8 protein-coding genes are annotated in these 12,940 nt (G+C 58.2%); 4 read left to right on the top strand and 4 right to left on the bottom strand.

Annotated elements, in window-relative coordinates:
- Nucleotides 1–43: 43 nt before the first annotated feature.
- Nucleotides 44–1,534, bottom strand: coding sequence for a PLP-dependent aminotransferase family protein (locus ABJZ52_RS19695; RefSeq protein WP_348192917.1), 1,491 nt, complete (start codon nucleotides 1,532–1,534; stop codon nucleotides 44–46).
- Nucleotides 1,535–1,800: 266 nt separating this feature from the next.
- On the opposite strand from ABJZ52_RS19695, the gene ABJZ52_RS19690 reads away from it, so the two are divergent.
- From ABJZ52_RS19690 to ABJZ52_RS19675, 4 genes are all read left to right on the top strand, one after another.
- On the top strand, nucleotides 1,801–2,937 hold the full coding sequence (locus ABJZ52_RS19690) for an extracellular solute-binding protein (RefSeq protein WP_348192914.1): 1,137 nt from the start codon (nucleotides 1,801–1,803) through the stop codon (nucleotides 2,935–2,937).
- A 101-nt stretch (nucleotides 2,938–3,038) separates the two neighbouring features.
- Complete coding sequence (locus ABJZ52_RS19685) at nucleotides 3,039–4,133, top strand: ABC transporter ATP-binding protein (protein WP_348192911.1); 1,095 nt, start codon at nucleotides 3,039–3,041, stop codon at nucleotides 4,131–4,133.
- A 3-nt stretch (nucleotides 4,134–4,136) separates the two neighbouring features.
- Nucleotides 4,137–5,060 carry an ABC transporter permease gene (locus ABJZ52_RS19680; protein ID WP_348192909.1) on the top strand — a complete coding sequence of 308 codons (924 nt, stop codon included), beginning with the start codon at nucleotides 4,137–4,139 and terminating at the stop codon, nucleotides 5,058–5,060.
- A complete protein-coding gene (locus ABJZ52_RS19675; RefSeq protein WP_348192906.1) occupies nucleotides 5,057–6,202 on the top strand; it encodes an ABC transporter permease in 1,146 nt (381 codons plus the stop codon). The genes ABJZ52_RS19680 and ABJZ52_RS19675 overlap by 4 nt, the downstream gene beginning before the upstream one ends.
- A 136-nt stretch (nucleotides 6,203–6,338) precedes the next feature.
- Here ABJZ52_RS19675 and ABJZ52_RS19670 read toward each other — a convergent pair whose 3' ends face one another.
- From ABJZ52_RS19670 to ABJZ52_RS19660, 3 genes are read right to left on the bottom strand one after another with little or no spacing between them, the layout of a single operon-like run.
- Nucleotides 6,339–8,042, bottom strand: a complete 1,704-nt coding sequence (locus ABJZ52_RS19670) for a hydantoinase B/oxoprolinase family protein (RefSeq protein ID WP_348192904.1) — start codon at nucleotides 8,040–8,042, stop codon at nucleotides 6,339–6,341.
- The gene (locus tag ABJZ52_RS19665) at nucleotides 8,039–10,147 is read right to left on the bottom strand and encodes a hydantoinase/oxoprolinase family protein (RefSeq protein ID WP_348199901.1); all 2,109 of its coding nucleotides are present in this window, start codon (nucleotides 10,145–10,147) and stop codon (nucleotides 8,039–8,041) included. The genes ABJZ52_RS19670 and ABJZ52_RS19665 overlap by 4 nt, the downstream gene beginning before the upstream one ends.
- A 58-nt stretch (nucleotides 10,148–10,205) precedes the next feature.
- The gene (locus tag ABJZ52_RS19660; RefSeq protein ID WP_348189782.1) at nucleotides 10,206–12,938 is read right to left on the bottom strand and encodes a molybdopterin cofactor-binding domain-containing protein; all 2,733 of its coding nucleotides are present in this window, start codon (nucleotides 12,936–12,938) and stop codon (nucleotides 10,206–10,208) included.
- Between the last annotated feature and the right edge of the window lie 2 nt (nucleotides 12,939–12,940).

Below are 12,940 nucleotides of genomic sequence, written 5' to 3'. Positions count from 1 at the left end.
AAAACAACATTGAGTTCGGCAGCACAAACAGGCAGGCAGTTCGTTATGTCGACCTGTCGAGCTGCCGGACAAGTTGGCCCAGACGCTCAAATCCCTCCGCAATCTGCTCAGGACCCACGGCACCAAATCCGAGGCGGATACAATTGCCCGGGGCCTTGCCGTTCAAATAATGCACGTCTCCGGGCTCAATCAGGATACTCTGCTCTGCCGCCTTGGCCTGCAGTTCGCGCGCATCAACCTTGTCCGGCAGTTCCAGCCAGATCGCCGATCCGCCAGTCGTTTGGGTGACATCGCACATTGGCAGTTGGCGCTCGAGCGCACGAAACGCCGCTTTCCATTTCTGCGACAACACCTTGCGTTGACGGCGGATGTGGGCGTCATAGTGCCCCTCGGCGAGAAACAGAGCCAGCGCCCTCTGCTCCTGCGCAGGCGGGTGGCGATACATCAAACGGCGCAGCGCGCGCAATTCGCTGATGATCTCGGGGCTCGCAGCGATAAAGCCGGCACGTAGCCCCGGAAAGAGCGGCTTTGACAGACTGCCGATGTGAACGACCCGCCCTGATCGGTCGAAGCACTTCAACGCAGGCCTCTGCGCACCGACGAAGTTCAGCTCGTGCTCGTAATTGTCTTCAAGAATAACAAAGTCATGCTTCTCCGAGGCAGCGATCAGTGCCAGCCTGCGCTCCATCGACATGGTCACACTGGTCGGCGACTGGTGCCCAGGCGTCACATAGACAAGACTTGCGCCTTCAAGGTCATCGCTCACGCGCATGCCATTCGCATCGACCCGATGATCTGTCAATGTTGCCCCAAGAGATTCAAAGATGTTCCTCGCGTCGACATACCCAGGGTCCTCGACGTCGACACGCATGCCCTCGTGACAGAACAGCGTCGCCGCAAGATAGATCCCGTTCTGGGCGCCAACCGTCAGCAGAATGCTGTCCGGATCGGCACGAAATCCCCGTTGCGGCAAGATCCGGCGGATGATCTGATCCACCAGCATGGGGTCATCGTCGTCAACAAGGTCAGAGATCCAGCTAGGCGCATGTTGCGCCGTCCCGGCCAGCCTTACGCAGTCACGCCATCTTGCGACAGAAATCTTGTCCGGTAAAATCTGACCGTAGACAAATGGAAAGTCATAAGACCGCCAATCTGACGGCTTGTTGATATTGCGCTGACCGGCGTAACTGTACTTCAAACGCTGCTGCAAATCGAAGGGCCTCGCCTGGGAGGGCAAGCCCGCCTTGAGCTTTGCATCCTGACGAATATTGAGCTGTTCCCGGATGGTGCGCTCATTGATGAAATACCCGCGACGATTGACTGGTGTCAGGTACCCATCCTCGGCGAGGCGCTCATAGACGAGCGATACCGTGTTTCGGGAAACATTGATTGCTTCGGCCAGGTTGCGGGTTGCCGGAAGAGGATCATGCAACGGCCAGACACCTGCCAGTATCGCCTCGATCAACCGCTCCTGAATCTGGTGCTGAAGCCGACGTGCCGGATCGAATGGTTTGTCAAAATAGGTTTCTAACATGCTGTTTTGCCAATCCGATCGTAACGACAACGAGCCATCTCACATAGCGCAATCATCGCGCTATTACCGCTGAATTCATAGGCAAATCACCGGACTGGCCCCATAGTTTTATCCCTCTGGCTCTAATAGGCTATTTTGCACCGCAATAGTCTTTGTTCCCGACGTTGTCAGATCCGTGGGCGTTTCAAGACCCAGACCATAATTGTGGCCGACATCGTTCCAGATTTTTCCGTCCGGAAGACCGGACGACAGAGGGGAATGATACTATGAAAAATTCCAAGGGCATGAATGCAACCCGGCGGGATTTCCTGAAGACGACAGCTGCAGCAGGCGCTGGTCTTGCCATGCCGGCCATCGTCAGCAACAGCGTGCTGGCGTCTTCCGGCGAAATCAACATCATGATGTGGTCGGATTACCTTCCTGAAAGCTTCGTAAGCGGCTTCACCGACAAGACCGGCATCAAGATCAACTTCACCGGCATCGGCTCCAACGACGAGATCATCAACAAGCTCAAAGCCACCAACGGCGAAGGCTTCGACATTGTGTCTCCGACCGTCAACCGCAACCTGCTCTGGGCCGACCTCGGCCTCCTGCAGCCTTTCGACATGTCCAAGGTCCAGCTGGACAAGGTCAACCCGGCCATGGCTCTGGGTGAAACCCATTGGAACTTCGGTGGCAAGGGCGTGTTTTGGCTGCCTCACATCTGGGGCACGGAAGGCATTGCCTGGCGCACGGATGCTTTCACCCCAGCAGGTGAGTTCCCGAGCTATTACGACGTCTGGGACGAAGCAAACGCTGGCAAGACCATGGGCCGTGGCCACTCCATGTTGCTCGGTCTTGGCCTTGGCCTCGAAGGCCGCGGCGAGATGGATGCAGGCTCCATGTGGGCTGCTTATGAAACGCCTGAGAAAATGGACGAAGTCTGGTCCAAGCTCGTCGACATCGCCATCTCCAAGAAGCCGAACATCAAGCTGATCTGGAACGATGCCGATGCCCAGAAAAACGGCCTTCTGAACGAAGGCGTTATTGTCGGTCAGACTTGGGATGGTCCTCCGATCGCCCTCAAGTCCGCAGGCGAGCCGGTCATGTATCGTGCACCGAAAGAAGGCGCCATGGCCTGGGTCGATGGCATGTCCATGCCGACCGGTGCGAAAAACATCGACCAGATCTACGCCTTCATCGAAGCAGCTTATGACGCCAAGCTTGCCGGTGAAGCCATCAAGACCCACGGCTACAACTCTCCGGTCATCGGCGCGGCCGAGTTCGGCGGCGACGTCTACGCCCAGAACTTCGCAGACGCTTATCCGGGCGAGGCTCTGGCAAATCTCAATGCCTGGCCGGCGGAAGCACCTTGGTATTCGGAAAAACGCTCCGAATTCACCAACAAGTTCCTGGCTGCCTAAACCCACCAGGCAAACAGGAAACGGAACCCGGGCGAACTTCGCCCGGGCTTCAGTCAGAGATTGTCCGGCGCACCGCACGGCTCCAGCTGCATGAGAACTCCATGACCACCAAAGATATCGTGCTTGACCACGTTTCGATCCGCTTTGGATCCTACACTGCGGTCGACAATGCACATCTCACCATCAACGGTGGCGAGTTCTTCTCCTTTCTCGGGCCGTCTGGCTGTGGCAAGACCACAATGCTGCGCTGCGTCTCCGGTTTCAGCGAGCCGACCGAAGGACGTGTCCTCATCGGTGGCAAGGACATGAGGGGCGTCGGCCCAAACAAACGTCCAACTGCACTGATATTTCAAAACCTTGCTCTTTTCCCTTTGATGTCAGTTGCTGAAAACATCGCCTTTCCGCTCGAAGTGAGGGGCGTCGGCAAGAAAGACAGACGCAAGAAGGCAGACGAACTTCTGGATATGATCGCCTTGCCCGGCGTCGGCGAGAAAAAAGTCCATGAGCTCTCCGGCGGTCAGCGCCAGCGCGTTGCAATCGCAAGAGCGCTTGCGGTTGAGCCGGATATTCTGTTGCTTGATGAGCCCCTGTCCGCACTTGATCTCAAGCTGCGCCATCATATGCGCACCGAATTGCGCACCATCCAGCAGCGGGTCGGGCTGACTTTTATCTACATAACGCACGATCAGGGCGAAGCCTTGACCATGTCCGACCGCATTGCGGTCATGAATGCAGGTGTGATCGAACAAATCGGCGATCCAGAGGCCATATACAACCGCCCCAAGACCGCCTTTGTGGCCTCCTTCGTTGGCGAAACCAACGCGATCGAAGGCAAGGTTACCGCGCAGACAGGCGAACTTGTGGTTCTCGACACACCACTAGGTCCGCTCAAAGGGACGGCCGCCGGCGGCAGAAAATACAAGGCAGGCGACAATTGCTATATTTTCATCCGTCCGGAGCAGCTTGAACTGCGAGATAACCCCGCAGGTGAGAACGCCTTCACGACACAAGCCGTCAAGGCAGAATTCGAAGGCAACGCCCGCCTTCTGTTCCTGGGCGCAAATGGCATCGATCTGCGCCTCACCCGGATCAACACGGGCGAACGTCCGGCAGATCTCGCCGGCACGGCTGTTCATGTCGGTTTCGACCCGGCCAACGCCATTGTCCTGCCGCACAGCGCTCTGGCGGGAGCCTGACCCATGCTGGCTCTGCGCACCATATTTGACACATTCAGGAACAAGCACGGCTTGGGCGTCGCATGCTTCATCGGCTTCGCCGTGTTCTTCTGGGCGCTTTTCCTGATCGCATTGCCCCAGATCGCAATGCTGGACTACTCCTTTCGGTTCAATCTGCCTCGCGCAGAAATCGGCGGGCCAAGCGACGTCTATACGCTTGAGAACTATACCTATTTCTTCAGCGGCAATGATGGCGGCTTCAACGCACTGGATGTCGGCATCCTGTTCAAGACGCTCGTGGCTGCGGTGTTTGTGACCGTCATCGACATCATGATCTGCTATCCGATCGCCTACATCCTCGCCCATTCGGCAACCGGCGTCGCAGCACGACTCATGGTGATCGGGCTGATCGTTCCCTTCTGGGTCAACGAAATCCTGAGGGCCTTCGCCTTCCGCATTCTTTTCGGCGCGACCGGCATGATCAACGGCATCGGCATGGAAATCGGTCTGTGGGATACGCCGATTGACTTTATTCGAGCCGATATCGCGCTCTACTCGGGTCTGACCTACGCCTATATCCTGCTGATGGTCTTCCCGATCTTCAACGCGGTGGAGGCCCTTGACCGCAATCAGATAGAAGCCGCTCGCGACATGGGAGCCAGCTGGTGGCGCGTTCACTGGCGCGTCGTCCTGCCCATCGCCAAACCCGGCATTGCCTCAGGCGCAACCATGGTCTTCATGCTGACTGCAGGCGCCCTGGCCGCTCCGCAGATCCTTGGCGGGCCCTCCAACCTCTGGTTCACCCAGCTGATCTATCAGTGGTTCAATGAATCGGCCAATTGGCAGCGCGGATCGGCCTATGCCGTGATCCTGCTCCTCGTTTGCATCGGCTTCGTGACTATGATGATGCGCATCTTCAAGGTTTCCATCGGGGAGATCGGCCGATGAACAAGGGCACTGGCGGCGGCGTGATCGCGGCGGGGTTCTCCCTGCTTTTCTTCAGCTTCCTTTTCGGACCGCTGATCATCATGGTGATCACGGCCTTCAACTCCTCGTCCTTTCCCAGGATCACACCCTGGGAGTGTTTCACGACCGAATGGTTTGCGGTTCTAATCGGCAATGATCGCCTGATGAATGGCCTCGCCAACAGTCTGTTCATCGGGGTGGGCGTGGTGCTCATCTCCGTGCCCATCGGCCTGGCTGGTGCGCTCGCATTGTCAGAAATGGGGCCACGCCTCAGAGCCGCCCTCTACACGGTCCTGATCACACCGATCCTTATTCCCGGTGTCGTGCTCGGCATCTCGACAATCGTCTTTTGGGGCGCACTTGGACGGGGCGTTGGAGCTGACTACGGTTCGATCTTTTACGACGGCATGTTCCTGACACTTGCCGGTCAGGTCACCTTCGTCTCGGCCTACGCGATGCTTGTCTTCCTGGCGCGGCTGCAACGCTTCGATCCGACATTGACGGAAGCCGCTCTTGATCTGGGTGCATCGCCCGGTCAGGCTTTCCGCAAGATCCTGCTGCCGTTCCTGAGCCCGGCGATCGGATCAGCAGCCTTTCTGACATTCCTTGCCTCTTTTGAGAACTACAACACCACGGTCTTCACGATCCTCTCGGGCAATACGTTCACCACAACCCTCGCCTCCAAAGTGCGTCACGGCACGGATCCATCCTTGTCCGCGCTCGCGGTGATCATCATCGCGATCACACTGGTTGGCGCGATGGTCCATGAGGCACACACACGCCGCCGCCAGGCGCTGCGCGACGGGTCTGCGGCCCGCTCCAGGATCTATGGCAACCCGGTGTTGCGGGTCGTTGTTCATCCACTCTGCGTCTTTGCCATCCTGATCGGTTCCATTGGCTTCCTGACCTATCAAGGCAGCCAAATTGACGCGTCGGTGTGCAAGCACCAGGTGCTGGATGAAAAGCGCGCGCGCCAGAGGCAGCTCCTTGAGGAACAGCGCCAGCGTATCAAGGCGCAAAAGGAAGCCGCAGGAGCGACGGAAACCGGGACCACGGTGAAAAAGAGCCCCTCACCTTTTGGCAACGCCTTCGGATCAGGCGCGCTTGGTCCCAAGACCGATTGAACATCGAAGAACTTGTTGAAACGAGAAAGCCCGCTCCTTAGGAAGCGGGCTTTTTTGATTGCTACTCTCGACGTTACCTGGCTCAGGCCGTGATCCTCATTTCCTCGCCGACAAGGAAAGTGAGACGAACCCCAACTCAGTCGCCTGGAAGTTCGGAAGAAGACACACCAAAAAGCTCTGCGGCCTGTGCTGCGCTATAGCGTCCGAGCCGAACATCTTCAGCGATGAGCTTGGGATCTCTTTCCGTCGGATCGCCATAGCCACCGCCACCCGGTGTGCCAACACGAACGCGGTCGCCAGGTTTCAGGGGAATGTCCTGCGCCTTGGAGAGGTGCTCGGGAACAATCGCCTTGCCCCCCTGCCAGACGACGACCGAATTGGGCATGCCGTCTTCTCCGCCGAGTGCGCCCTGAGGCCCGAAGCGGCCGTGATCCATGACGAAGCTGGCGGTTGCATGGCCGCGCAGAAGCTCAATCTCGTAGTCGAGGCCGAACCCGCCGCGCTGCTTGCCTGCACCTCCCGAACCTTCCCGAAGGGCATAGCGGTGATAGAGCACGGGGAACTGCTGTTCCATGATCTCGACCGGAGGCGCCTTGGAAATGCCGATGGTCGAGCAGCCGTTGACCAAACCATCATGATCGCTGTTGCCGCCATAGCCACCGCCGGAGATCTGATACATGACAAAGTTCCGATCCCGCTCGGGGTCATGACCTCCAAGCGCGAAGTTGCCTGAGCTGCCGGCAGGAGCTGCCGTTACACGATCCGGCAAGGCCTCTACAAGCGCTGCAAAGACAGCCTCAGCGATCCGTTGACTGACCTCGGCCGCGCAACCGGAAACAGGTCGCGGATAATGGGCATCCAGAAAAGTGCCTTCCGGCGTCTTCACATTCAGCGGTTCAAAGGCACCGGCGCTGATCGGCACGTCTGGGAAGATATGCCTCATCGCCAGGTAGACAGAGGAAAGTGTAGTCGCGAGAACGGAATTCATCGGCCCCATGCAAGGCTCGGACGACCCACTGAAATCGAATGTGAGTTCGCCTTCACGAGCTGTAACCGCCAGCCTGATCTCAAGCGGCTCATCCACGACACCGTCGCTGTCCACATAGGCGGTCGATGTATAGGTTCCATCCGGGATCAAGGCGATGTTGGCCCGCATTTGATCGCTGGCACGACGGCGCAGCTCGGCGATCGCCTCGCTCACCACATAATCGCCATAGCGATCCAGAATGCGATTGAGACGCTCTTGCCCGACAAGCAAGGCAGCCGCTTGAGCCTTCACATCGCCTATGCGCTGTTCAGAAACGCGAATGTTCGAGCAAATGATCGAATAGATTTCAGTATCAAGCACCCCCTCCTTGAACAGACGGACCGGCGGCAGACGCAGACCTTCCTGTTCCACAGATGTGGCCGACGCGGAAAAGCCGCCAGGCACGGCACCGCCGGTATCCGGCCAGTGCCCCGTATTGGAAAGCCAGCAATATATCTCGCCATCCCGGTAGAACGGCATCGCAAAACGCACATCCATCAGGTGCGTGCCGCCTAGGTATGGATCGTTGACGATATAGATATCGCCGGGCTTGGGCGCCGCGGCGGTGCCCGCAGCAATCATCTCGATCAGCGTGCGTGTCGAGTACTGCATCGTCCCGACAAACACCGGCAGACCGCCTGCGCCCTGGGCGATCAGAGAACCGTCTTCCGCCGAATAGATGCCATCCGAACGGTCGTTTGCTTCCGCAATCACGGGAGAAAAGGCAGCTCGTGAAAAGCTCAGGTCCATCTCGTCGCAGACCTGTTGCAGCCCGGATTGAATGACGCTGAGGGTGATCGGGTCAATGCTCATGCGCCTGCTCCCTGAGAGGTCCTGCCTAGGGTAATGATAATGTTGCCATCCTGATCCTGCGACGCAGTATCGCCCGGTTCGATGACCACCGTGGTGTCCATCTGCTCAATGATGGCTGGTCCCTGAAGCACTGCATCCAGCGGCAGGTGATCGCGCCAGTAGATTGGCGTTTCGCTCCATCCGTCGAACCAAACCTGGCGATGCCCAGTAACGGCCTCTTCAACTGAGGCTTTACGCCCTTCAGGGTCGATCAGCATGGACAGGTCGATCTCCTGCCGTCGGCCAATCACCGAGGTATTTACGTTGACAAGGCTCGCCTTGATTTCCGGAAGTTCTACGTGGAAGCGATTGAAGTAGGCTTCCTCAAACAGGCGCTGCAGCTCTTCTCTCGTTGGACGCGGATGCTCCAGCGGAACCCGCAAGAGATGTGTCTGTCCAATGAATTGCATGTCGACAGACCGGATCTCCTTGACCTCCTCGATTGGCACGGCTTCCTTTTCGATCAAGGTTGTTCCATCGAGAGACTGTTGATCGAAAAGCGAATGAACGGCTTCGATATCAACATGATCCAGCGGTCTGTTCACCGTATTTACGAAGTCATGTCTCAGATCTGCAACCACGCATCCAAGGGCATTGGTGATGCCTGGACGCGAGGGAACCAGAACACGAGGTACGCCCAGCTCGCGGGCAATCGCTGTCGCGTGCAAGGGACCAGCGCCGCCAAAGGCAAAGAGCGCAAAGTCTCTCGGGTCTTCACCAAGGCTGACCGAAACCATACGGACAGCGTCGGCCATTCTGGCATTGGCGATCCGCAGAACCGCAGATGCAGCTTCAATCGCTGAAACCTTGAGCGGCTGGCCTAGCGTCTCGGCAAAGATCACTTCAATGTCTTTCAGGGAGATCTTGTTCGCCACAGAGTTTAGCTTGTCAGGGTTCATACGGCCAAGCAGCAGATTGGCGTCTGAAATCGTCGGCTGTGTTCCGCCTCGGCCATAGCAGATCGGCCCAGGAGACGATCCGGCGCTCTCTGGCCCGACTTGAAGAAGACCGGCATCGGTAACACGCGCAATAGATCCACCGCCTGCACCAACCGTGCGCACGTCAACCATGGGCACATGGATCGGCATGGCATATTCGATCTCGATCTCATTGGAGACCGCCGGTTCCGCATCGCGTATGAGCGCCACGTCCGTCGATGTTCCGCCCATGTCATAGGTGAGAAGGTTTGGGATGCCCGCGCGCCGCCCGGTATAGGCAGCAGCCATAACACCGGACGCCGGGCCGGACATCACCGTCTTGGCGGCTTCAATCGCGACCCGCCGGGCCGAAACCATGCCACCATTACCGTTCATCACCAGCACGTCATGTCGGTAGCCTTCGCCGGCCAACTGGTCAGCCAACCGCTCGACATAGCGGCGCAAGAGCGGCTGAACCGAGGCATTGATCGCCGCCGTCACGCCGCGCTCGAATTCGCGGCTTTCAGACAAAAGCGCATGGCCAAGCGTGATGTTTTCATTCGGCCACATCTCTGCAGCGATTTCTCCAGCGCGAAGCTCATGCCCCGGATTTGCATAAGAATGCAGGAAGTGAATCACCAACGCCTCGCAGCCGGCGTCAATCAGCGTCTGCAAAGCAGCTCGCAGAGCCTTTTCGTCGAGTGGCACGAGCTCTTCGCCAAGAGCATTGAACCTTTCCGGCACTTCCAATCTCAAATCTCTCGGGATGACCGGCTTGAATTCGCCTTTCATTCCATAGGGCTGCGGCCGTGTGCGCCGGCCAAGCTCCAGAACATCCCGGAAGCCCTGCGTCGTGATCAGCCCGGTTTTGCAGAGATTCCGTTCAAGAACCGCGTTCGTGGTCGTCGTCGTCCCATGGACGATCAGATCTATGGCTGCGAGGTCCGCCTCGGCAGCGTGTAGCGCGTTCAAAACGCCTGAAGCCTGATTGTCCAGCGTGGTCGGCGTCTTGGCGAGACGGACCTTTCGCGCGCCGGCATCAAACAACACCAGGTCGGTAAAGGTACCGCCCACATCGACACCTGCCACCAGACTGTCTGCCGCGGCGGCGGTTTCCGAAACAACTGGGCCGGAATGGGGAGCATTCATGGAAATCACGTCTCGCTGACTGTTTTATAGCTATGCACGAAAGAAGTAGGTGCAGGCATCACTTGGCCTCAAGAGACCGGATGGCGGCGCGAACCTTGTCCGGCGTTGCCGGTAAATCGCTGACCCGCGCACCGGTCGCATGCTTGATCGCATTCAGGATCGCCGGAGCCGTGGGGATCAGACAATGTTCCCCAAGCCCCTTGGCCCCATAGGGTCCGTGGGCATCGCCGCTTTCGATGATGATGGTCTCGATCGGAGGCACATCGCCGATGGTCGGGATCAGATAGTCATGCAGGTTTTCCGTCCGTCCGGGCAAAAACTGCTCCATCATGGCCAGCCCAATGCCCTGCGCGACACCTCCATGTACCTGCCCCTCAACAAGAAGCGGATTGATGGCTTTGCCGACATCATGAGCAGCGGTGATCTTGAGCAGTTTCACTGTCCCGAGCGCCAGATCAACCTCGACTTCCGCCATCTGGGCGGTCGTTCCGAAAACAGCGTAGGGATCGCCCTGACCATTTTCATCAAGAGGCAGCGTTGGCGGGTCATAGCTTTCGGTGGCCTCGACAACGTACTCTCCGCCGCCCAGCTCAGAAAGCGCAACCACCCTTTGCTCACCCTCCTCGCGAAGGTGAATTGCGTCATCGAGGATATCGATTTGCGCCGCATCGGAGACATTGCCCAAACGCAGGATCTTGGCGCGCAGGCTATCCCCGCAGAGCCGGGCAGCATTACCTGTAATGAAAGTCTGACGGCTCGCGGAGGTTTTGCCCGCGTCCGGTGTCAGATCCGTGTCGGCACCAACAATCTCTATCTTGTCGATGGAGATACCAAGGGCGGTCGCAAAAATCTGCGAGATAACCGTATTAGAACCCTGGCCGATATCAACCGCGCCCTGATGCAGAACCACACGTCCATCAGCCGTGACGCCGGCTCTGATTGTCGACGGGTTCGACATGGACGTGTTGCCACAGCCATACCATCCCCCCGCTATGCCAGCGCCTCTCTTCACAGATGTGCTGGAGGCATTAAATTCCGCGATATCTTCAAGTGCACGGCGCCAATGCGGCTCGAGACTTTCGAAACACTCAACGATCCCCATTCCCGTCTCAAAGACTTGGCCGGTCACCGTTGAGTCGCTGTTGCGCAAGGCGTTCTTGCGCCGGAATTCGAGGCGATCGATACCAAGTGCATTCGCCAGATCATCGTAGAGCGGCTCCTGCGCCAGGGCAGATTGCGGAACGCCAAAACCTCGGAACGCACCAGAAGGAGGACAATTGGTATGAACCCCGGCGCTGCGAGCAACGTAATTCGGCGTCCTGTAAGGACCGGACGCATGAATAGGGACCCGGTTCGCGACCGTAGGACCCCAGCTTGCATAGGCGCCAGTGTTGAACACGCCGTCGAACACCGCGCCTACGATATTTCCATCTGAATCTGCACCAATTCTCATTTTGATTTCAGATGGGTGGCGCTTGGTGGTGGATGCCAGGGACTCAGTCCGCGTGTAAGTCACCCGCACTGGTTTGTTCAGCTTCCAGGATGCGAGCGCAACATACGGCTGGGTGGTGAGATCCAGTTTCGATCCAAAGCCCCCGCCCGTCGCCGTTGGCACAATCCGGATCGATGACGTCGGCAGACCGAGAAGCCGGGCAAGGCCATCCCTGTTCATATAGGGTGCCTGGGTGCAGCAATGGACTTCCAAACGGTCCCCGACGCGTTCAGCGAAGGCAGCCTCCGGCTCGATATAGCCATGTTCAATGAAACCGGTCGAAAAATCACCTTCAACGACCACCGAAGCATCTCGAAGAGCCTCTTCGGGTTCGCCTCTACGCACGAAACCACGGCACATGATGTTGCCATCCCGACGCTCGTGAAGATCATCGATGGAGACGGCATCTGCTGGAACGAGCGCTTCGGCCAGCGGCGACCAGGTCACAGGGAAATCGGTCAAGTCAATCGCGTTGACGAGCTCTGAATCACCGACCACCGCGGCGATGGCCTCGCCGCGAAACCTGGCTTCGTCTTGCGCGAACATCGGTTGATCCTCGAAACCCGGGATAACACCGAAAACATTCTCTCCAGGCACATCTGCGGATGTCAGGATAAGGTCGAGACCGTGTTTTATCTTGAAGCCTTCCAAATCACCGAAGCTGAACCCTGCGCGGTGATGGGGCGAGCGAATGACACGCAGCGCCAAGGCGTCCGCCGGGGCAACATCATCGCCAAACAATTCGCGGCCGGTGACCTTCGCAAGGCCGTCAATCCGCGCCATAGCCGTGCCGACGCCGCCACTTTCGGGCAGCCCGGTAACACCCGCGTCCATTACGGCATCGATGATCTTGCGATAGCCCGTGCACCGGCAAAGCACACCACCAAGCGCATCTTGGACTTCGGCCTCATCCGGCGCCTCGTCTTCGCGCAGCAAGGCAACCGCGGAAACCATCATGCCCGGAGTGCAAATCCCGCATTGAGCGGCCTGGTATTTCTGAAACGAACTCACCAGCGCCTTCGCATGAGGATCTGCTTCGACCAGACCCGACAGGGTCTCAACAGTCCCGCCCGCGACCTGGCCAACGGCGGTCGTACAGGCGCAGACAGCCAGACCATCCACCAGCACCGTACAGGCACCGCAGTCACCCGCATTACAGCCGACCTTGACGTCCCGCGCGCCCGCGCGCTCCCTCAATGCGCTCGACAACCGCTCAGCCGGCGGCGCCTGAAGGGTCACCGCGTACCCATTCAGCTGAAAGGAAATTCCGGGCAAGTCATCAACATCTAAAAGAGCCATGG

The sequence above is a fragment of the Roseibium sp. genome (assembly GCF_039982295.1).
Classification (GTDB): Bacteria; Pseudomonadota; Alphaproteobacteria; order Rhizobiales; family Stappiaceae; genus Roseibium.
This window is presented reverse-complemented; position numbering and strand designations above follow the sequence as displayed.

What these genes read in the sequence shown, in the direction of transcription:
- ABJZ52_RS19680 (WP_348192909.1), top strand. Translation starts at nt 4,137, where the DNA reads ATGCTGGCTCTGCGCACCATATTTGACACATTCAGGAACAAGCACGGC.
- ABJZ52_RS19690 (WP_348192914.1), top strand. Translation starts at nt 1,801, where the DNA reads ATGAAAAATTCCAAGGGCATGAATGCAACCCGGCGGGATTTCCTGAAG.
- ABJZ52_RS19685 (WP_348192911.1), top strand. Translation starts at nt 3,039, where the DNA reads ATGACCACCAAAGATATCGTGCTTGACCACGTTTCGATCCGCTTTGGA.
- ABJZ52_RS19660 (WP_348189782.1), bottom strand. Translation starts at nt 12,938, where the DNA reads ATGGCTCTTTTAGATGTTGATGACTTGCCCGGAATTTCCTTTCAGCTG.
- ABJZ52_RS19695 (WP_348192917.1), bottom strand. Translation starts at nt 1,534, where the DNA reads ATGTTAGAAACCTATTTTGACAAACCATTCGATCCGGCACGTCGGCTT.
- ABJZ52_RS19665 (WP_348199901.1), bottom strand. Translation starts at nt 10,147, where the DNA reads ATGAATGCTCCCCATTCCGGCCCAGTTGTTTCGGAAACCGCCGCCGCG.
- ABJZ52_RS19675 (WP_348192906.1), top strand. Translation starts at nt 5,057, where the DNA reads ATGAACAAGGGCACTGGCGGCGGCGTGATCGCGGCGGGGTTCTCCCTG.
- ABJZ52_RS19670 (WP_348192904.1), bottom strand. Translation starts at nt 8,042, where the DNA reads ATGAGCATTGACCCGATCACCCTCAGCGTCATTCAATCCGGGCTGCAA.